This is a genomic window from Streptomyces sp. NPDC107528 (assembly GCF_055639295.1).
This window is the reverse complement of the sequence record NZ_JBVKAV010000002.1, coordinates 1,045,672-1,062,761: the sequence shown is the minus strand read 5'-3', so window position 1 is coordinate 1,062,761 and position 17,090 is coordinate 1,045,672. Positions and strand designations below refer to the sequence as shown.

Here is a 17,090-nt window from a genome sequence, read left to right as displayed (position 1 = left end):
ACGCTTCCTTTGTACTCACCCTCTCGGGCTTTCCTCCGGGCGCTTCCCTTCGGTCTTGCGTTTCCGACTCTATCAGACCTTTTCTCGATCCGATTCCCTGTCGGCGGGTTGTCTTGAGGCTTTGGGCTTTCGCCCGTCGGCCTTTCGACATTCACTACGTTAGCCGATTCCGCCGCCCGATTCATAATCGGGCTCTGCGCAATCGAATTCGGGCATGCGGGCACGCCGGAATCGACCCCGCTTAGGGGTTCTCCTAGGTAGTGGGTTGGCCGCTCCGGCTGCTGACTTCGCAGTACCCGGTTCAGCGGCTCGGGCTACGTTACGCGCCTCGTCAGGGCGCGTCAACTTCGGCGACGCCTCGGGACGTGGGCCCGATAAGGGCTCACCGTGGGGTCGTTGGCGATCCAGTAGCGCCAGGGGTGGACGTCCCCGTTTCCACCGTCGCCCGCCACGCCGGTGCGCGGGCCGTTGCGTACCTGGTCGGACGGGGTCGGGGTGCCGGCAAGGATCCTCAGCGGGGTCTCGCCGGAGGCGCAGGCGTCCGTGCCGTCCAGTGCTCGGTCCACGTCCAGGGCGGTTGCCAGGCGGGCCGGGCCTTTGGCCAGTTCCTTGTCGTTGCGGGCCGAGAGTCGACGTGTGCGGGCGAGCTCGGCGCCCTCGACGATCTCGCCGGCGCGCAGCAGGACCGCGCTCGCCTCTCCGTCGGGGCCGCACACCAGGTTCATGCAGTGCCACATGCCGTAGGTGAAGTAGACGTATACGTGGCCGGCCGGACCGAACATCACGTCATTGCGGGGCGTGCGGCCGCGATAGGCGTGGGAGCCGGGGTCGTTCGGGCCGTCGTAGGCCTCGACCTCTGTGAGGCGGAGGGTGATCGGACCGTCCGGGGTGCTGCGTACGAGGATGCGGCCCAGGAGGTCAGGGGCGACTTCAAGGACGGGCCGGTCGAAGAAGGCCCGGGGCAGGGGCGTACGGTCGGGGGTCGCGATCATGCCGTCCGAGGGTAGTGCAGACGGATGGTTGCGACGGGGTGGTCAGGGGGCCTGCGACTTGCCAGGGTGGGAGCGCGGAACCGGCCACGGCCGGATCGCGTTTGTAGGGATCAAGGGATCCACTCTGAAAAGAGGAGAGTCATGGCGTTCAAGAAGCTGCTCGCGAGCCTGGGGGCCGGCGGGGCTTCGGTCGAGACGGTGCTGACGGAGGTCAACGTCGTCCCGGGCGGTGTCGTCCAGGGTGAGGTGCGGATTCAGGGCGGGTCCGTGAACCAGAACATCGAGGGCCTGTCCGTGGGCCTTCAGGCGCGTGTCGAGGTCGAGGGCCAGGACTCGGAGTACAAGCAGGACATCGAGTTCACGAAGATGCAGCTCGGTGGTGCCTTCGAGCTGCAGGCCGGGGGCGTGCACGCGGTGCCCTTCGGGCTGGAGATCCCGTGGGAGACGCCGGTCACGACGATCGACGGTCAGACGCTGCGCGGCATGAACATCGGTGTGACGACGGAGCTGGCGATCGCGCGGGCCGTGGACTCCACCGACCTGGACCCGATCAACGTGCACCCGCTGCCCGCGCAGAAGGCGATCCTCGACGCCTTCATCCAGCTGGGCTTCCGCTTCAAGAACGCGGACATGGAGCGCGGCCACATCCGCGGTACGCGGCAGAAGCTGCCGTTCTACCAGGAGATCGAGTTCTTCCCGCCGCAGCAGTACCGCGGGATCAACCAGGTCGAGCTGAGCTTCGTCGCGGACGAGCACACGATGGACGTCGTCCTCGAAATGGACAAGAAGCCGGGGCTGTTCAGCGAGGGCAGCGACACCTTCCGGTCGTTCCAGGTGGGCCTGAACGACTTCCATGGGACCGACTGGGCGGCGTACCTCAACCAGTGGCTGTCCGAGGTCGGCAGCAAGCGCAACTGGTTCTAGGCTCGGAACTGCTGATTCCACCGGTTCATCAGGAGGTATCGAAGTGACCGAGCTCAAGCGGCGGCCGCTGCCCCACGACTTCCATCCGCCCGTGCCGTCCTTCACGGTCACGAGCGAGGACGTCGAGCAGGGCGGGACCCTCAAGGACGCTCAGGTCCACGCGGCGGGCAACACCTCGCCGCAGCTGCGCTGGGAAGGCTTCCCGGCCGAGACCAAGAGCTTCGCCGTGACCTGCTACGACCCCGACGCCCCTACGGGCAGCGGGTTCTGGCACTGGGTCGTCTTCGACATCCCGGCCTCGGTGACGGAGCTGCCGGCCGGTGCGGGCAGCGGCAAGTTCGAGGGGCTGCCGGAGGGTGCCGTACAGGCGCGGAACGACTATGGGTCGAAGGAGTTCGGCGGTGCCGCGCCGCCGCCCGGGGACGGGTCGCATCGCTATGTGTTCACGGTGTACGCCGTGGACCAGGAGAAGCTCGGTCCGGACTCGGACGCCAGTCCGGCCGTCGTCGGATTCAACCTGCGGTTCCACGCGATCGCGCGCGCCCATGTGATCGGTGAGTACGAGGTACCCGCCGAAGCCTGACGTTCACGGAACGTTTGCCCGCCCCTGGTCATGGAAGTGATCGGGGGCGGGCATTTTTTATTTCGTTGTCCATCTCGGCGTGCCCGGCCAGAGTTGATCCCAGCCCGCCACGGGGTGGGCGGCTGCATACGGGAGGTGGGCTGGTCATGCGGGACACGCTGGTACTGAACGCGAGCTTCGAGCCGCTGTCGACGGTGACGTTGAACCGAGCCGTCGTTCTGGTGCTTCAGGACAAGGCCGTCGTTGAGCAGGCCCACCCCGAACTGCGCATGCGCGGAGCCGCGGTCGACATACCCGCGCCCCGGGTGATCAGGCTCTGCAGGTACGTACGGGTGCCGTTCCGAAGACAAGCGCCGTGGTCGAGGCGGGGTGTTCTGGTGCGGGACCGGCACCGGTGCGCGTACTGCGGGCGGAGGGCCACGACCGTGGACCACGTGGTGCCGCGGTCGCACGGTGGGCAGGACTCGTGGCTGAATACGGTCGCCTCGTGCGCCGAGGACAATCATCGGAAGGCCGACCGGACGCCTGAGCAGGCGGGGATGCCGTTGCTTCGGGAGCCGTTCGAGCCGACGCCTGCCGATGCGATGCTGCTGACGCTGGGGGCCGACGAGTTCGCTGCGCTGCCGGACTGGTTGGCGATGGACGCGGCCTGACCACTCGCCGTAGACCCGTTGGTGGTTCGTAGGCTGCCGCTTCGTTGTTGTGGCTTGTCGCGCAGTTCCCCCGCGCCCCTGAAGCCTGTGGGGCCCGTCTTCCTTGGAAGGCGGGCCCCGTTGCCGTATTGGCCGTGTGCGTCTCAGTCGATCGACGGCTTCTCTCGGCGTTCCGTTCCTGTGCCGGAGCCGCCGTTGCCTGAACCTCCGCCCAGGCCGCCGAGGTTGCCCATCGCGCCCGACAGGCCCTTGAGGGCGTCGCCGATTTCGCTGGGGACGATCCAGAGCTTGTTGGCGTCGCCTTCGGCGATCTTGGGGAGCATCTGGAGGTACTGGTAGCTGAGGAGCTTCTGGTCGGGGTCGCCGGCGTGGATGGCCTCGAAGACCGTGCGGACGGCCTGGGCCTCGCCCTCGGCGCGCAGGGCGGCGGCCTTGGCCTCACCTTCGGCGCGCAGGATCTGGGACTGCTTCTCGCCCTCGGCGGTGAGGATCGCGGCCTGGCGCGTACCTTCCGCGGTGAGGATGGCGGCGCGCTTGTCACGGTCGGCGCGCATCTGCTTCTCCATCGAGTCCTGGATGGAGGTGGGTGGCTCAATTGCCTTGAGTTCGACGCGGTTTACGCGGATGCCCCACTTGCCCGTCGCCTCGTCGAGGACGCCGCGCAGGGCCGCGTTGATCTCCTCGCGGGAGGTCAGGGTGCGCTCCAGGTCCATGCCGCCGATGATGTTGCGGAGCGTGGTGACGGTGAGCTGCTCGATCGCCTGGATGTAGCTGGCGACCTCGTAGGTCGCGGCGCGGGCGTCGGTGACCTGGTAGTAGATGACGGTGTCGATGTTCACGACCAGGTTGTCCTGGGTGATCACCGGCTGGGGCGGGAACGGCACGACCTGTTCGCGCAGGTCGATGCGGTTGCGGATGGTGTCGATGAACGGGACCACGATGTTGAGGCCCGCGTTGAGTGTCCGCGTGTAGCGGCCGAAGCGCTCGACGATGGCCGCGCTGGCCTGCGGGATGACCTGGATCGTCTTGATCAGGGCGATGAAGACCAACACCACCAGAATGATCAAGACGATGATGACCGGTTCCATGGTCTTTCCCCGTACCCCTTCTCCGCCGCGGCTTCTTCCGCAGATCTTATGGTTGTTGAAGATCTTGCTGGTCGAGTCTGACAGACCGTCGCGGAACTCGCGGCGGGTTCGCGCCAGTTACGTCGTGCGAGGTCACATGACGATCGCCGTGGCCCCCTCGATGTCCACGACGTCCACTTCCTGGCCTACTTCGTAGGCGCGGTCGGTGTCGAGGGCGCGTGCCGACCAGACCTCCCCGGCGAGCTTGATCCGGCCGCCGGAGGCGTCGACGCGCTCCAGAACGACGGCCTGTCTGCCCTTCAAGGCCTCGATGCCGGTGGCGAGTTGGGGTCGCTGTGCGCGATGTCTGTTCGCGATGGGCCGTACGACGGCGATGAGTGCGGTCGAGACGACGACGAAGGACACGACCTGGACGACGGCGTCACCGCCGAAGATGCCGGCGACGACCGCGGCCGCCACGGCGCCCACCGCCAGCATGGCGAGTTCGGGCATCGCGGTGATCACGAGCCCGATGCCGAGCGCTGCCGCGCCGATCAACCACCATACCCACGCGTCGATTTCCACATGGTCATGGTAGGACCGCGGGCCCGGTCGCCGACAGGGCGCCGATCGTTTGAAAAGCCCTTCTTACCGGGGTTTTGCGGGGTGAAGGAGCGGGTCAGGAGAGCGGGAGGCCCTGTGCCGTCCAGCGCTCGCCAACCTGTTCGACGACGAGCGGGAGGCCGAAGCAGAGGGAGAGGTTGCGGGAGGTGAGTTCGAGCTCCAGCGGGCCCGCGGCGAGGACCTTGCCCTGACGGATCATCAGGACGTGGGTGAAGCCGGGGGCGATCTCCTCGACGTGGTGCGTGACCATGATCATGGAGGGGGCGATCGGATCGCGGGCGAGGCGGCCGAGGCGGCGTACGAGGTCCTCGCGGCCGCCGAGGTCGAGGCCGGCGGCGGGCTCGTCGAGGAGAAGCAGCTCGGGGTCGGTCATCAGGGCACGGGCGATGAGGGTGCGCTTGCGCTCGCCCTCGGAGAGGGTGCCGAACTTGCGGTCCACGTAGTCGCTCATGCCGAGACGGTCGAGGAAGGCGCGGGCACGCTGCTCGTCGATCTCGTCGTAGTCCTCGTGCCAGCCGGCGGTCATGCCGTACGCGGCGGTCAGCACGGTCTGCAGGACCGTCTGCTTCTTGGGCAGCTTGTCGATCATGGCGACGCCGGCCGTTCCGATGCGCGGACGCAGTTCGAAGACATCGGTGCCGGGCTTGCCGAGGGTCTCGTCGAGGATGGAGACGGTGCCCTTGCTGGGGAAGAGGTAGCTGGAGGCGAGGTTCAGGAGGGTGGTCTTGCCGGCGCCGTTCGGGCCGAGGATGACCCAGCGCTCGCCCTCCTTGACCGACCAGGAGACCTGGTCCACCAGAGCCCGGCCCTCGCGGACCACGGATACGTCCTGAAGCTCCAGAACATCGCTCATGAGCGCGTTGTCTCCCCTTGCAGTGTGACCGGTCTCGGCGTCTCGGCGTCTCGGTGGTCGCGTGCGCCTGTGGGCGCAGCCCTCAACGAAATCTACGCCACCGGTCGGGCGCTTCATTCCATCGGTCCGGTCCTTAGGGTGGGGGCATGCTCTCGGAACCGCGTTCAGGACGCCTTGCGGCTTGGGGAAATGCCCTTTTGGCCGGACTTGTCTCGCCGGATGATGCTGTGCTGGAGATCGTCGGGGACGATGCCGTGCACCGGGTGGAGGGGCTGCCGGGTGAGTCGGCGCCCGTCGGGCTCACGCTGGCGCTGGGCCGGCTGCGGGCGCTCGGGGTGAGCGGGCTGCGGGTCGCGCTGCCCGCGCCGGGGCACCCGCTGGGGCTGAGCGGTCCGCCGGATTTCAATGCGCGGGCGATGGATGCCGAGGAAGCGGTGATCTGTCACGGCGCCGCGATCGGTCTGGTGCCGGAGGTGTACGAGGCCGGGCCCGAGGGTGATGTGCATGTCGAGGTCGTCTGGCATGTGCTGCCGGTGCGGGAGGCGCCTCCTGCGGATGTGCCGTCTCTGGGCGAGGCCGAGCGGGAGCTGGCGGAGGCCCTGCGGGATGCGACCGAGGTGTTGTCCCGGCTGGACGTGGCCGGGTCGGGGCCGGTGGCCGAGGCGGCGATCGATGCGTACCGGGCTCGGGCCGAGCGGGGGCGGGAGGTTTTGGCGCCGGGGTATCCGCCGCGGGCGGTGCGGGTGCTGGAGCTGGCGCAGCGGGTGGGGTTGTTGATTTCGCTGGCCTGTACGAACGGGCACGGGGGTGCGGTGAGCTCCGCTGAGATGAGGGCTCGGGCTGAGGCGTTGCGTCCGGTGGAGCGGGTGGCTCGGCGGGCGCAGGTTGCTTCGTACAACGCCTATGTGGAGGAGCGGGAGCGAGGCGTGCGGTGAGCGTCCGCTGTTTGTGGCCGGCTTTGGTGTGACCGTCCCCTGGGGGCTCCGCCCTCAGGCCCGCGTTTCGGCCTGGACGGCCTCGTCCTCAAGCGCCGGACGGGCTGGAATGTGCCGGCCTGCGTTAAAGAGCCCCCTCGCCGACAAACAGACCGGCCTCCCGGGGTGGGGCCGGGAGGCCGGAGGTCACTGCTCGCTTCGGGTGGGCGTCACTTGTTGACGGCCAGGTTGCCGAAGGCGGGGTTCAGGATGCCGACGACGTTCACGCTGTTGCCCGCGACGTTGACCGGGATGTGAACCGGGGCCTGGACGAGGTTGCCCGAGGCGACGCCCGGGGAACCCACGGCCTTGCCGTCGGCGTGCGCGCCGTCGGTGGCGGAGGCCATACCGGCACCGGCGGCCAGCAGGCCACCCGCCACCATCGTCACGGCCGCTGCCTTCTTCAGGTTCTTCACTTTCGAGCCCTCCTTGCGATTGCCGCGGCAGTCGCCGCAGCACGCACTGGAAAACGGTGGAGATCCACGAAGGATGCGCCATCCGGGGGACATTCCCACGACGGTATGAATCTCAGTCCGGAGCGGAACCCTCCGTATTGCCGTCCGTCACGTCCTGCGGAGAGCGTTTCAGCCGGTCACGCCATGGCGTACGGCCCACAGGGCTGCCTGGGTGCGGTCCGCCAGGTCGAGCTTCATCAAGATGTTTGAGACGTGTGTCTTGACGGTCTTCTCGGAGAGGACCAGGGCCCGCGCGATCTCGCGGTTGGAGCGGCCGTCGGCGATCAGGCCGAGCACCTCGCGTTCGCGGTCCGTCAGCGAACCGGCTCTTCCCTGCCCTGAGTTGGCCTCCTCCTGGGACAGGAGGGCACCCGCGACCTCGGGTTGGAGCAGGATGTGTCCGGCGTGCACGGAGCGGATGGCGCCGGCGAGGGCGTCCGGATCCACGTCCTTGTAGACGTAGCCGGCGGCGCCCGCGCGCAGGGCGGGGATCACCGTGCGCTGTTCGGTGAAGCTGGTGACGATCAGTACGCGCACGGGGTTGCCGAGTTCGCGGAGCTTGCGCAGGGCGTCCACGCCGTCCATGCCCGGCATCTTGACGTCCATCAGCACGACGTCGGGCTTGAGTTCCTCGGCGCGGGCCACTCCCTCGGCGCCGTCGGCGGCCTCGCCCACGACCTCGATGTCGTCCTGCACTTCGAGGAACGTGCGCAGGCCCCGGCGGACGACCTGGTGGTCGTCGACGAGCAGCACCTTGATTGCGTCAGCCACCGGGGACCTCCATCTCGATCACGGTGCCCTTGCCGGGCGCCGATTCCACGGTCAGCGTGCCGCCGACCCCGCTCGCCCGGTCCCGCATGGAGACCAGGCCCAAGTGGCGCCCGGCGCGGCGTATCGCCTTCGGGTCGAAGCCGCCGCCGTCGTCCGTGATGCGCAGGACGGCTCCGCTGCCGCGCCGGTCCAGCGTCACGTCGACGTGCTCGCCGCCGGAGTGCCGCAGGGCGTTGTGCAGAGCCTCCTGGGTGACGCGCAGTACGGCCTCCTCCTGGGCGGCGGGCAGGGCCTTCACGCCGTGGCCGGCGAAGGTCACGCGCGCGGAGTGGGCGCGGTCGAGGACCTGGATCTGGGTGCGCAGGGTGGCGACGAGGCCGTCCTCGTCAAGAGCCGCGGGGCGCAACTCGACGACCGCGGCGCGCAGTTCGTCGGCGGCCTCGGCGGCGAGTGCGGCCACCTGGTGCAACTCGCCCTTGGCGCGGGACGGGTCACGGTCGATCAGCGCGGCCGCCGCTTGGGCCGTCAGGCGCAGGGAGAAGAGCTTCTGGCTGACCGCGTCGTGCAGTTCGTGCGCGAGGCGCGAGCGTTCCTCGGCGATCGTCAGCTCGCGGCTGCGCTCGTACAGACGGGCGTTGGTCAGGGCGATCGCGGCGTGCTGGGCGAGGATGCCGAGGAGGTCCTCGTCCTCCTCGGTGAATCCGCAACTGCCTTCCGGCTTCGGGCAGTTCTTGTTGGCCAGGAAGAGCGCGCCGATGACCTCGTCGCCGTCCCGGATCGGCAGGCCCAGGAAGTCGGACATGTCGGGGTGCGCCGACGGCCAGCCCTCGAAGCGGGGGTCCTTGCGGACGTCGGCGAGGCGCTCGATCTCCGCCTCCCGGAGCATTGCGGCGAGGATGCCGTGCTGGCGTGGGAGCGGGCCGATGGCCTTCCACTGTTCGTCGCTGACTCCGTCGACCACGAACTGGGCGAAGCCGCCGTGGTCGTCCGGGACACCGAGCGCCGCATACTGCGCGTCGAGCAGCTCGCGGGCCGAGGCGACGATCGTCTTGAGGACGTCCCGCACCTCGAGGTGCCTGCTCATGGCCAGCAGCGCGGAGCTCACCGCGGCTAGGCCGGACCTGGGGCCTTGACTCATGCCCTCACGGTACCGGCGGGGGGTGACAGTCGGATCGGACCTGTGGCGGCGGCCGGCTAGGGCGCCGGTCCTAGTCCTCTGGTCCCCCGATCAGCGGCGTAGGGCGAACGGCCCCCGGTGCGGCTTAGGACGAAGGGCCCCGCGGCTTTGCGGCCCGCGTCCGAGGCGGTGCGGGCGGCCCCGTTCCTACGTTGGGGGCACCGCCGATCGGAGCGGCCTGGTACGAGGGGACGGTTGTCATGTCGGTAGCAATCATCACGGGAGCCTCGAAGGGTCTGGGGCGTGCGCTCGCCGAGGCGCTGGCCTCGCGCGGCTGGGATCTGGTGCTCGACGCCAGGACGCCGGAGGTCCTCCAGGAGACCGCGGCCGGGCTCCGGTCGTACGGCACGCGCGTGAAGGCCCTACCCGGGGATGTCACGGACGCCGGGCACCGGGCCGAGCTGGTGGCCGCTGCCTGGCAGCTGGGCGGCGTCGATCTGCTGGTGAGCAACGCCAGCGCGCTGGGTGCCGAGCCGCTGGTACGGCTGGACGAGCTGCCGCTGGATGGACTGCGGCGGGCGCTGGAGGTGAACGTGGTCGCCGCGCTGGGCCTGGTCCAGGAGGCGCTGCCGCTGCTGCGGGCGTCCGGGACGGGCGCGGTGATCACGGTCAGCTCGGACGCTGCCGCCGAGGCGTACGAGACCTGGGGCGGGTACGGCGCGTCGAAGGCGGCGCTGGACCATCTCGCGGCGGTGCTCGGCGAGGAGGAGTCGGGGCTGCGGATCTGGGCGGTCGACCCCGGGGACATGGCCACGGACCTGTATGCGGCGGCCGTACCGGACGACGACGATCCACGGCCGATGCCGGCCGGCGTGGTGCCGGCCTTCCTGCGGCTGCTGGACGAGCGTCCGGCGAGCGGCCGCTACGGGGCGCCGGCTCTGCTGGAGGGACGGCGATGACGCGGGCGATGGGAGTCCCCCCGCGTGAGCCTGTTCGAGCGTGGGGGAGGGTGCCCGCGGAGCTGTCGGCCCGGGTGCCGGCCGAGCAGCGGGGGCCGGGGCTGGACCGGGATGCCGTACGGCTGCTGGTGTCGCGGGGCACCGAGGTGACGCATCACGCGTTCGGCGATCTGCCGCGGCTGTTGCGGGCCGGGGATCTGCTGGTCGTGAACACGTCGGAGACACTGGCCGCCGCCGTGGACGGGCGGATCGGGCACACGCGCGTGGTGGTGCACTTCTCCACGCGCGGGGACGACGGGCGGTGGGCGGTCGAGCTGCGGGATCCCGACTCGCGCGGTGCCACGCGCGCGCATGAATGGGGCAGCGCGCGAAGTGCTCGTTGGAAGGGCGGTGGCGGGCGGCGGGCGGGAGGGCCCGCGGGAACTGAGGTGGGGCTGCCGGGCGGGGTGCGGCTGGTGCTGGAGGAGCCGCTCGGGGCGGGGAGTGAGCGGCTGTGGTGGGCGCGGGTCGCCGGGTCCCGGGAGAGCTCCCGCGGGGCAGGGATCCTCGGACTCATGCGTGAGCACGGGCGGCCGATTCGTTACTCCTATACGGAGCGCGACCAGCCGCTCTCCGTGTACCAGACGGTGTTCGCGCTGCCGTCCGCCGACGGGACGGGCAGCGCGGAGATGCCGAGTGCGGCGCGGCCCTTCACGCTGCGGATGGTGACGGAGCTGGTCAGCCGGGGTGTGCAGTTCGCGCCGATCACCCTGCACACCGGGGTCGCCTCGACGGAGGCGCATGAGCCGCCGTACTCGGAGCGGTTCGCGGTGCCGGAGGCCTCGGCTCGGCTGATCAACGCGGCGAAGGCAGGGGACGGCAGGGTCGTCGCCGTGGGGACGACGGCTGTGCGGGCGGTGGAGTCGGCTGCGGGCGCCGACGGGGTCGTACGCGCGCGTGAGGGATGGACGGACCTCGTAGTCACGCCGGAGCGCGGGGTACGGGTGGTGGACGGGCTGCTGACCGGGCTGCACGAGCCGGAGGCCTCGCATCTGCTGATGCTGGAGGCGGTCGCCGGGCGGGCCGCGATCGACCGCAGCTACGAGGCGGCGCTGCAAGGGCTCTACCTGTGGCACGAGTTCGGCGACGTGCATCTCATCCTGCCGGAGGAGGGTCCTCACACAGAGCGTTGCGCCAGCAACTGCCGGTGAGACTGTTACCCGGCCGATGTGAGCCCGCACATAGGGCGCAGGTCACGTACGAAAGTCCGTAGTAGGTAGCGACGTCCCTTTTGAGCGGGACAGACGGTCCCGTCTGTCCCGTTTTGCCCTTCCTGGGTCCACTACCGAGGATCGTACGTCACACCTTTGCCACGCCATTTTGCGGCCGCTAAGAATTGCTCTCGTCGCTCAGCGCCGTGGGTTCAGCCCGCGGCGTTTGTGCAGGAAGCACCCGTGTCCCCTGACGGACAGCGAGCGACCTCCGCGCTATTCGAAGAGGTCCCACTGCCATGCTCAAGAACACCAAGAACCGTCTTGATCGCACGCTCACCAAGCGCCACAAGATCGCGATAGCCGGCGTCGGTACGCTCGGCGCCGCCGCTCTCGCCCTGTCCGCCGTCCCGGGCAACGCCCAGACGACCACGGCCGACGCCCCCACGGGCAAGGTGGCGTACAGCAACGAGCAGATCAAGGACGTCAAGCCGAGCGTCACCAACCAGCTCGCCGCTGCCGGCGTGAAGGCCGAGGAGATGTCGGCCAAGCACGAGGCCGCCGTGGCCGCCGCCAAGCACCGCGCCGCCGTGGCCCACGACAAGCACGTGGCCGCCAAGGCCGCCGCCGCGAAGAAGGCCGCCGCCGCGAAGAAGGCCGAGGCCTCGCGCAAGGCGAAGGAGGCCGCGAGCCGTGACGCCAAGCGCATCCAGGTCAAGCCGGTCGCTGCCAAGACCTACGCGAACAACCTCGACGGTTGGATCCGCGAGGCCCTCGACATCATGAAGAAGCACGACATCCCGGGCTCCTACAACGGCCTGCACAAGAACATCATGCGGGAGTCCTCGGGTAACCCGAACGCGATCAACAACTGGGACATCAACGCCCAGAACGGCGTCCCGTCGATCGGTCTGCTCCAGGTCATCAAGCCGACCTTCGACGCGTACCACGTCCCGGGCACGGCCAAGAGCCAGTACGACCCGGTCGCCAACCTCACCGCCGCCGCCAACTACGCGGCCGACCGGTACGGCTCGATCGACAACGTCAACAGCGCGTACTGAGCGAGGTAGGCGCGGGCCTCTGATCCGTACGCCGAAGGGCGGCACCCTCCTGATGGGGTGCCGCCCTTCGGGCGTGGTACGGGAAGGCTACTTACGCATGACCTCGGGCTCGTGGCGGCGCAGGAAGCGGGCCACGAAGATGCCGCAGATCACGCCGAGGACGATCAGGGCGAGCATGTCCATGGTCCAGGCGCCGACCGTGTGCTCCCACAGGGGGTCGTTGCTGTCGCCCTTGGCGGGCGGGCTGATCTGGTTGAAGTCGAGCGTGGCACCGGCGGCGGCGACCGCCCAGCGCGACGGCATCAGGTACGAGAGCTCGTTGACACCGATGGAGTTGGCCAGCGGGAACAGGCAGCCGGTGAAGACGACCTGGACGATCGCGAACATGACCAGCAGCGGCATGGTCTTCTCGGCGGTCTTCACCAGGGCCGAGATGATCAGGCCGAACATCATCGCGGTGAAGCCCAGTGCCATGATCGGAATACACAGCTCCAGCAGAATCTGGCTGCCGAGAATCAGGCCCTCGTCCGGGATGGTGCGGCTCGAGAAGCCGATGACACCGACCATCAAGCCCTGCAGCACGGTGATCAGGCCGAGCACGAACACCTTGGACATCAGGTACGCGGACCGCGACAGGCCGGTCGCGCGCTCCCGCTCGTAGATGACCCGTTCCTTGATCAGCTCACGGACGGAGTTGGCGGCGCCGGCGAAGCAGGCGCCCACCGCGAGGATCAGCAGGACGGTGAGGGCCGTGCCGTTGGCGACGGGCTTTCCGGTGTTCGGATTGATCTCCGTGTTGACCAGGAGGTCCTTGCCGGAGTCGATGAGCAGGCTCACCGAGCCGAGGACGAGCGGCAGGATGATCGACAGGGCCAGGAAGCCCTTGTCGGAGGCGATGACCGAGACATAGCGGCGCACCAGGGTCAGGAACTGCGACAGCCAGCCCTGCGGCTTCGGCGGCCTCATCGCCTGCATGGGGGGCATCTGTACGGACTGCGGAGCAATCGCGTCGATGTCCGCAGCGTACATCTGGTAGTGCTGCGAGCCCTTCCAGCGGCCCGCCCAGTCGTAGTCGCGGTAGTTCTCGAAGGCGGAGAAGACGTCGGCCCAGGTGTCGTAGCCGAAGAAGTTCAGCGCCTCTTCCGGCGGACCGAAGTAGGCGACCGCACCGCCCGGCGCCATCACCAGGAGCTTGTCGCACAGTGCCAGCTCGGCCACCGAGTGCGTGACGACGAGCACCGTACGGCCGTCGTCGGCGAGGCCGCGCAGCAGCTGCATGACGTCGCGGTCCATGCCCGGGTCGAGGCCCGACGTGGGCTCGTCCAGGAAGATCAGTGACGGCTTGGTGAGCAGTTCCAGGGCCACCGAGACGCGCTTGCGCTGGCCACCGGACAGAGAGGTGACCTTCTTGTCCTTGTGGATGTCGAGCTTCAGTTCGCGCAATACCTCGTCGATACGGGCGTTGCGCTCGGCCGCCGTGGTGTCGGCCGGGAAACGGAGCTTGGCCGCGTACTTGAGGGCCTTCTTGACGGTCAGCTCCTTGTGCAGGATGTCGTCCTGCGGGACCAGACCGATGCGCTGACGCAGCTCGGCGAACTGCTTGTAGAGGTTCCGGTTGTCGTAGAGGACGTCGCCCTGGTTGGCGGGCCGGTAGCCGGTCAGCGCCTTGAGCAGGGTCGACTTGCCCGAGCCGGACGGGCCGATGACCGCGATGAGCGACTTCTCCGGGACGCCGAAGGAGACGTCCTTGAGGATCTGCTTGCCGCCGTCGACCGTGACGGTCAGGTGGCGGGCGGAGAAGGAGACCTCACCGGTGTCGACGAACTCCTCGAGGCGGTCGCCGACGATCCGGAACGTCGAGTGACCGACACCGACGATGTCCGCCGGGCCCAGCAGCTGCGAGCCGCCCTTGGCGATCGGCTGGCCGTTGACGTACGTGCCGTTGTGGGAGCCGAGGTCGCGGATCTCCATGCGGCCGTCGGGCGTCGAGTGGAACTCGGCGTGGTGCCGGGAGACCTGGAGGTCGGAGACGACCAGCTCGTTCTCCAGGGCACGGCCGATGCGCATGACGCGGCCGATGGAGAACTGATGGAACGTGGTGGGGCTGCGGTCGCCGTAGACCGGCGGCGCCCCCGCGCCACCACCGGGGCCCTGCTGCTGCGGGATATGCGCCGCGGCCTGCTGCGGCTGCTGCCAGCCGGCCTGCGGGGACCCCTGCTGCTGGGGGACCTGCTGCGGCGCCTGCTGCTGCGGGACCGGCTGGGCCCAGCCGGGGTTCGCGCCCTGCGCCGCGTACGGCTGCTGCTGTGGCTGAGCCTGCGGCGAGGCGACGGAGGCCGCGGTGCCGGAGAGGTTCAGGCATGGTCCGTCGGTCGCGTTGCCCAGGAACACGGCCGAGCCGCCGCCGATCTCCAGGTGATGGATCCGCTGGCCCTGCACGAACGTGCCGTTGGTGCTGCCGTGGTCCTCGATGACCCAACTGCGGCCGCTCCAGCTGATCGTGGCGTGCCGCCAGGACACTCTGGCGTCGTCGAGCACGATGTCACCCTGCGGATCACGTCCGAGGGTATAGGGCCTGGACGGGTCGAGCGTCCAGGTCCTTCCATTCAATTCCAGTACGAGTTCCGGCACTCCAGCCCCACTGAGTAGTCCCCCGAGTTACCCCCAACACAGGGAGTCTAGGGATGTCGAACATCGTCGGGAACTATTTCAGGCTCCGCCCCCTGACCGAAAGTCGGGCCTTGTGAGGACCACGCCCCCGCGCTTCGAATGGTTCCGTTGACGGGGTTGAAATCAGTCCGGAGAGTGGTAATCCACGCGAGGGGGACATGCGCGGCGAACAGTCGCCGCACTGCGGATCGGGGGGTCTGCCATGAGCGCGTCCACGAACGTCGAGAGCGCGAGGCACGGCACACGGCTGCCGTGGGGAGACATCCTGTTGTCCGCGATCGCCTGCGTGAGCTGGGCATTGATCGGGATGGCGGGCACGGCGGCACTCGGACTGCATCTGCTGGAGGCCGACGCCGCGGGCTCCCTGGGGCCCATGACCGCGGCGGTGGTGGCCCTTGGGGCGGGTGGTTCTGTCACCCCGTCCGGCGATGTGTCCGCTTTCGGGCTGACGGGCGCGGAGGCGTCGACCGCCATCGAGATCGCGCCACTCGGGGTGAGCCTGGTCGGCGCGGTGCTGCTGTCGTGGTTCTTCCTGCGCTCCTTGCGCGGCGCGGGAGTTGTGATCGCACCGTCCGAACTCCTCGCGCGCGCGGGCGCGGTGGTCGCGCTGTTCGTGGCGACGCTGGGCGGGCTGGCCTGGGCCGGGCACGACGTCATCACCATCGACGGGAGCTCACTGGGGCTCGACGACCTGCCGGGCGGTGGCGGTGGCGGGGGCCGTCTCGGGATCCCCGGAGTGGGGGACATCGGGGACATCGGCGGGCTGCTGCCCGACCAGATCGGTGACCTCGTCGACGCGAAGGCGGCGGTCGGCTTCACGGTGGACACGGCGCCGACGCTGCTCGGCGGCATGGCCTGGTCCGCCGGCATCCTGCTGATCGCCCTGCTCGCCTCGCGCCGTACCCCGCTGCCGCGCGGCTGGGAGGCCGTGCACCGCGTCGTACGACCCGCCGTGTCCGCTCTCGTCACGGTGCTGCTGGTGGCGGTGGCGGCCGGGCTCGCGGCGGCGGCGTACGCGGCGATCGGCGACGACCACCCCAAGCGGATCGCGGGCGCGGCCCTGCTGGGCGCCCCGAACGGTGTGTGGCTCGGCATTCCGATCGGCCTGCTCGTGCCGTTCGACGGCCGGGCGACGGGGCCGTTGGTGGGCCTGCTCCCGGACCCTCTGGACGACCTTCTGAACAGCGGCGCCGACCAGTCCGTCACGCTGAGCGGGCTGGCGGAGCTGGACGGCCGGGTGTGGCTGCTGGGAGTCGCGGCGGCGGTGATGATGCTGCTCGCGGGGGTGCTGACGGCCGTGCGGACGCCGGTCGTGGCGGGGGCCCTGGAGAGTCCGGGTTCCGGGGACGTACGGGATCCGGGTGCCCTCCGCTTCGCCGGGCGGTGTGCGCTGCGGCTCGGTGTCGCCACGGCGTTGACGCTGCCGTTGCTCGCATGGCTGACGGAGCTGTCCGTGGACGCCTCGCTGTCGGTGCTGGGCTTCGATGCGTTCGGCGCCGGGGTGCGGTTGCAGGGGAACCTCGGTGTGGCGCTGCTGCTGGGGGCGGTTTGGGGGGCGGGGGCGGGCGCCATGGGGGCCCTCATGGCCCGTGCGACCGGGGCTGCGGGGCAGCGGGCGGCCCCGCTTGCTCGGGGGGCGGTGGTGGGTGCGGTGCCGGGCGGGACCGGAGTGGCCGCGCCGTGGAGTACGGCGAGCTCGGCGGCCGAGGGCTCCGGGGTTTCGTCGGATGCAAGCCCGTCCGGGCCGTACGCCCCCGGCACGCCGTACCGGCCGCCCAACCCGGGGACGAACCCGTATCTGCGGGTGCCGGACCGGCTGCGCGAACCGGAGGACGCCCGGCCGCCCGGCGCGGAGCCACCGCCCGGGGGCGCGCGGGCGGCCGACGACGCGCCGGGGCGTGATGCGCGGTGGGAGCGCGGTGGTGTGCGGCGCCCTGGTGACCCGCCGGTCGGCGAACCGCCAATGGGTGAGTCGCCGTCCGCCGGTGACGACGATGTGTACGGGGCGCCCACGGTCGTACGGCCGATTGCGCCGCCGCCGAGGTCGCCCCGGCCTCCGCGGCGGCGTGGGGACGGGTCGTCGTCCGGAGGGGCCGACGGGCCGCCACCTCCGCCACCGCCGCCTCCTGCCCTGCCACCGCGGAAGCCGAAGGGACGCCCGTGAGCCGCGCGCTGGGGCATGTCTCGGGCTGATCCG

16 protein-coding genes are annotated in these 17,090 nt (G+C 69.8%); 8 read left to right on the top strand and 8 right to left on the bottom strand.

Annotated elements, in window-relative coordinates:
* Positions 1 to 341 precede the first annotated feature (341 nt).
* A complete protein-coding gene (locus ACZ7L5_RS09920; protein WP_471515799.1) occupies positions 342 to 992 on the bottom strand; it encodes a DNA-3-methyladenine glycosylase in 651 nt (216 codons plus the stop codon).
* A gap of 141 nt (positions 993 to 1,133) precedes the next feature.
* On the opposite strand from ACZ7L5_RS09920, the gene ACZ7L5_RS09915 reads away from it, so the two are divergent.
* The 3 genes from ACZ7L5_RS09915 (at position 1,134) to ACZ7L5_RS09905 (ending at position 3,152) form a co-directional block, all read left to right on the top strand.
* Complete coding sequence (locus ACZ7L5_RS09915) at positions 1,134 to 1,916, top strand: sporulation protein (RefSeq protein WP_471515797.1); 783 nt, start codon at positions 1,134 to 1,136, stop codon at positions 1,914 to 1,916.
* Between the two features lie 43 nt (positions 1,917 to 1,959).
* Positions 1,960 to 2,499, top strand: coding sequence for a YbhB/YbcL family Raf kinase inhibitor-like protein (locus tag ACZ7L5_RS09910; protein WP_363034184.1), 540 nt, complete (start codon positions 1,960 to 1,962; stop codon positions 2,497 to 2,499).
* A 146-nt stretch (positions 2,500 to 2,645) separates the two neighbouring features.
* Positions 2,646 to 3,152, top strand: coding sequence for an HNH endonuclease (locus ACZ7L5_RS09905; RefSeq protein ID WP_328882572.1), 507 nt, complete (start codon positions 2,646 to 2,648; stop codon positions 3,150 to 3,152).
* Positions 3,153 to 3,295: 143 nt separating this feature from the next.
* Here the strand turns inward: ACZ7L5_RS09905 and ACZ7L5_RS09900 are convergent, their stop codons facing one another.
* From ACZ7L5_RS09900 to ACZ7L5_RS09890, 3 genes are all read right to left on the bottom strand, one after another.
* Entirely contained in the window at positions 3,296 to 4,240 is a 945-nt protein-coding gene (locus ACZ7L5_RS09900; protein WP_328882571.1) for an SPFH domain-containing protein, read from the bottom strand.
* Positions 4,241 to 4,372: 132 nt separating this feature from the next.
* A complete protein-coding gene (locus ACZ7L5_RS09895; RefSeq protein WP_362378670.1) occupies positions 4,373 to 4,804 on the bottom strand; it encodes an NfeD family protein in 432 nt (143 codons plus the stop codon).
* Between the two features lie 94 nt (positions 4,805 to 4,898).
* Complete coding sequence (locus ACZ7L5_RS09890; protein ID WP_328428683.1) at positions 4,899 to 5,696, bottom strand: ABC transporter ATP-binding protein; 798 nt, start codon at positions 5,694 to 5,696, stop codon at positions 4,899 to 4,901.
* 146 nt (positions 5,697 to 5,842) lie between these two features.
* Between ACZ7L5_RS09890 and ACZ7L5_RS09885 the strand changes: the two genes are divergently transcribed.
* Entirely contained in the window at positions 5,843 to 6,631 is a 789-nt protein-coding gene (locus ACZ7L5_RS09885) for a hypothetical protein (protein WP_471515795.1), read from the top strand.
* A gap of 209 nt (positions 6,632 to 6,840) precedes the next feature.
* On the opposite strand, the gene chpE is transcribed toward ACZ7L5_RS09885, so the two are convergent.
* The 3 genes from chpE to ACZ7L5_RS09870 form a co-directional block, all read right to left on the bottom strand.
* Complete coding sequence (chpE, locus tag ACZ7L5_RS09880; RefSeq protein ID WP_328428681.1) at positions 6,841 to 7,086, bottom strand: chaplin ChpE; 246 nt, start codon at positions 7,084 to 7,086, stop codon at positions 6,841 to 6,843.
* A gap of 168 nt (positions 7,087 to 7,254) precedes the next feature.
* Positions 7,255 to 7,896 (bottom strand): response regulator transcription factor, encoded by a 642-nt coding sequence (locus tag ACZ7L5_RS09875; protein WP_362378665.1) that lies wholly within the window; start codon positions 7,894 to 7,896, stop codon positions 7,255 to 7,257.
* Positions 7,889 to 9,034: a GAF domain-containing sensor histidine kinase gene (locus tag ACZ7L5_RS09870; protein WP_471515793.1), complete on the bottom strand. Its 1,146-nt coding sequence runs from the start codon at positions 9,032 to 9,034 to the stop codon at positions 7,889 to 7,891. The genes ACZ7L5_RS09875 and ACZ7L5_RS09870 overlap by 8 nt, the downstream gene beginning before the upstream one ends.
* A gap of 239 nt (positions 9,035 to 9,273) precedes the next feature.
* Here ACZ7L5_RS09870 and ACZ7L5_RS09865 point away from each other — a divergent pair, with 239 nt between their 5' ends.
* The 3 genes from ACZ7L5_RS09865 (at position 9,274) to ACZ7L5_RS09855 (ending at position 12,223) form a co-directional block, all read left to right on the top strand.
* On the top strand, positions 9,274 to 9,972 hold the full coding sequence (locus tag ACZ7L5_RS09865) for an SDR family NAD(P)-dependent oxidoreductase (RefSeq protein ID WP_471515791.1): 699 nt from the start codon (positions 9,274 to 9,276) through the stop codon (positions 9,970 to 9,972).
* Positions 9,969 to 11,162: an S-adenosylmethionine:tRNA ribosyltransferase-isomerase gene (locus ACZ7L5_RS09860; protein WP_471515789.1), complete on the top strand. Its 1,194-nt coding sequence runs from the start codon at positions 9,969 to 9,971 to the stop codon at positions 11,160 to 11,162. The genes ACZ7L5_RS09865 and ACZ7L5_RS09860 overlap by 4 nt, the downstream gene beginning before the upstream one ends.
* A gap of 299 nt (positions 11,163 to 11,461) precedes the next feature.
* Positions 11,462 to 12,223, top strand: a complete 762-nt coding sequence (locus ACZ7L5_RS09855; RefSeq protein WP_471515787.1) for a transglycosylase SLT domain-containing protein — start codon at positions 11,462 to 11,464, stop codon at positions 12,221 to 12,223.
* Positions 12,224 to 12,310: 87 nt separating this feature from the next.
* Here the strand turns inward: ACZ7L5_RS09855 and ACZ7L5_RS09850 are convergent, their stop codons facing one another.
* On the bottom strand, positions 12,311 to 14,854 hold the full coding sequence (locus tag ACZ7L5_RS09850; RefSeq protein WP_471515785.1) for an ABC transporter ATP-binding protein/permease: 2,544 nt from the start codon (positions 14,852 to 14,854) through the stop codon (positions 12,311 to 12,313).
* Between the two features lie 241 nt (positions 14,855 to 15,095).
* Between ACZ7L5_RS09850 and ACZ7L5_RS09845 the strand changes: the two genes are divergently transcribed.
* A complete protein-coding gene (locus ACZ7L5_RS09845) occupies positions 15,096 to 17,057 on the top strand; it encodes a streptophobe family protein (RefSeq protein ID WP_471515783.1) in 1,962 nt (653 codons plus the stop codon).
* Positions 17,058 to 17,090: the final 33 nt, after the last annotated feature.

What these genes read in the sequence shown, in the direction of transcription:
- ACZ7L5_RS09920 (WP_471515799.1), bottom strand. Translation starts at nt 992, where the DNA reads ATGATCGCGACCCCCGACCGTACGCCCCTGCCCCGGGCCTTCTTCGAC.
- ACZ7L5_RS09915 (WP_471515797.1), top strand. Translation starts at nt 1,134, where the DNA reads ATGGCGTTCAAGAAGCTGCTCGCGAGCCTGGGGGCCGGCGGGGCTTCG.
- ACZ7L5_RS09905 (WP_328882572.1), top strand. Translation starts at nt 2,646, where the DNA reads ATGCGGGACACGCTGGTACTGAACGCGAGCTTCGAGCCGCTGTCGACG.
- ACZ7L5_RS09900 (WP_328882571.1), bottom strand. Translation starts at nt 4,240, where the DNA reads ATGGAACCGGTCATCATCGTCTTGATCATTCTGGTGGTGTTGGTCTTC.
- ACZ7L5_RS09890 (WP_328428683.1), bottom strand. Translation starts at nt 5,696, where the DNA reads ATGAGCGATGTTCTGGAGCTTCAGGACGTATCCGTGGTCCGCGAGGGC.
- ACZ7L5_RS09885 (WP_471515795.1), top strand. Translation starts at nt 5,843, where the DNA reads ATGCTCTCGGAACCGCGTTCAGGACGCCTTGCGGCTTGGGGAAATGCC.
- ACZ7L5_RS09870 (WP_471515793.1), bottom strand. Translation starts at nt 9,034, where the DNA reads ATGAGTCAAGGCCCCAGGTCCGGCCTAGCCGCGGTGAGCTCCGCGCTG.
- ACZ7L5_RS09865 (WP_471515791.1), top strand. Translation starts at nt 9,274, where the DNA reads ATGTCGGTAGCAATCATCACGGGAGCCTCGAAGGGTCTGGGGCGTGCG.
- ACZ7L5_RS09860 (WP_471515789.1), top strand. Translation starts at nt 9,969, where the DNA reads ATGACGCGGGCGATGGGAGTCCCCCCGCGTGAGCCTGTTCGAGCGTGG.
- ACZ7L5_RS09855 (WP_471515787.1), top strand. Translation starts at nt 11,462, where the DNA reads ATGCTCAAGAACACCAAGAACCGTCTTGATCGCACGCTCACCAAGCGC.
- ACZ7L5_RS09845 (WP_471515783.1), top strand. Translation starts at nt 15,096, where the DNA reads ATGAGCGCGTCCACGAACGTCGAGAGCGCGAGGCACGGCACACGGCTG.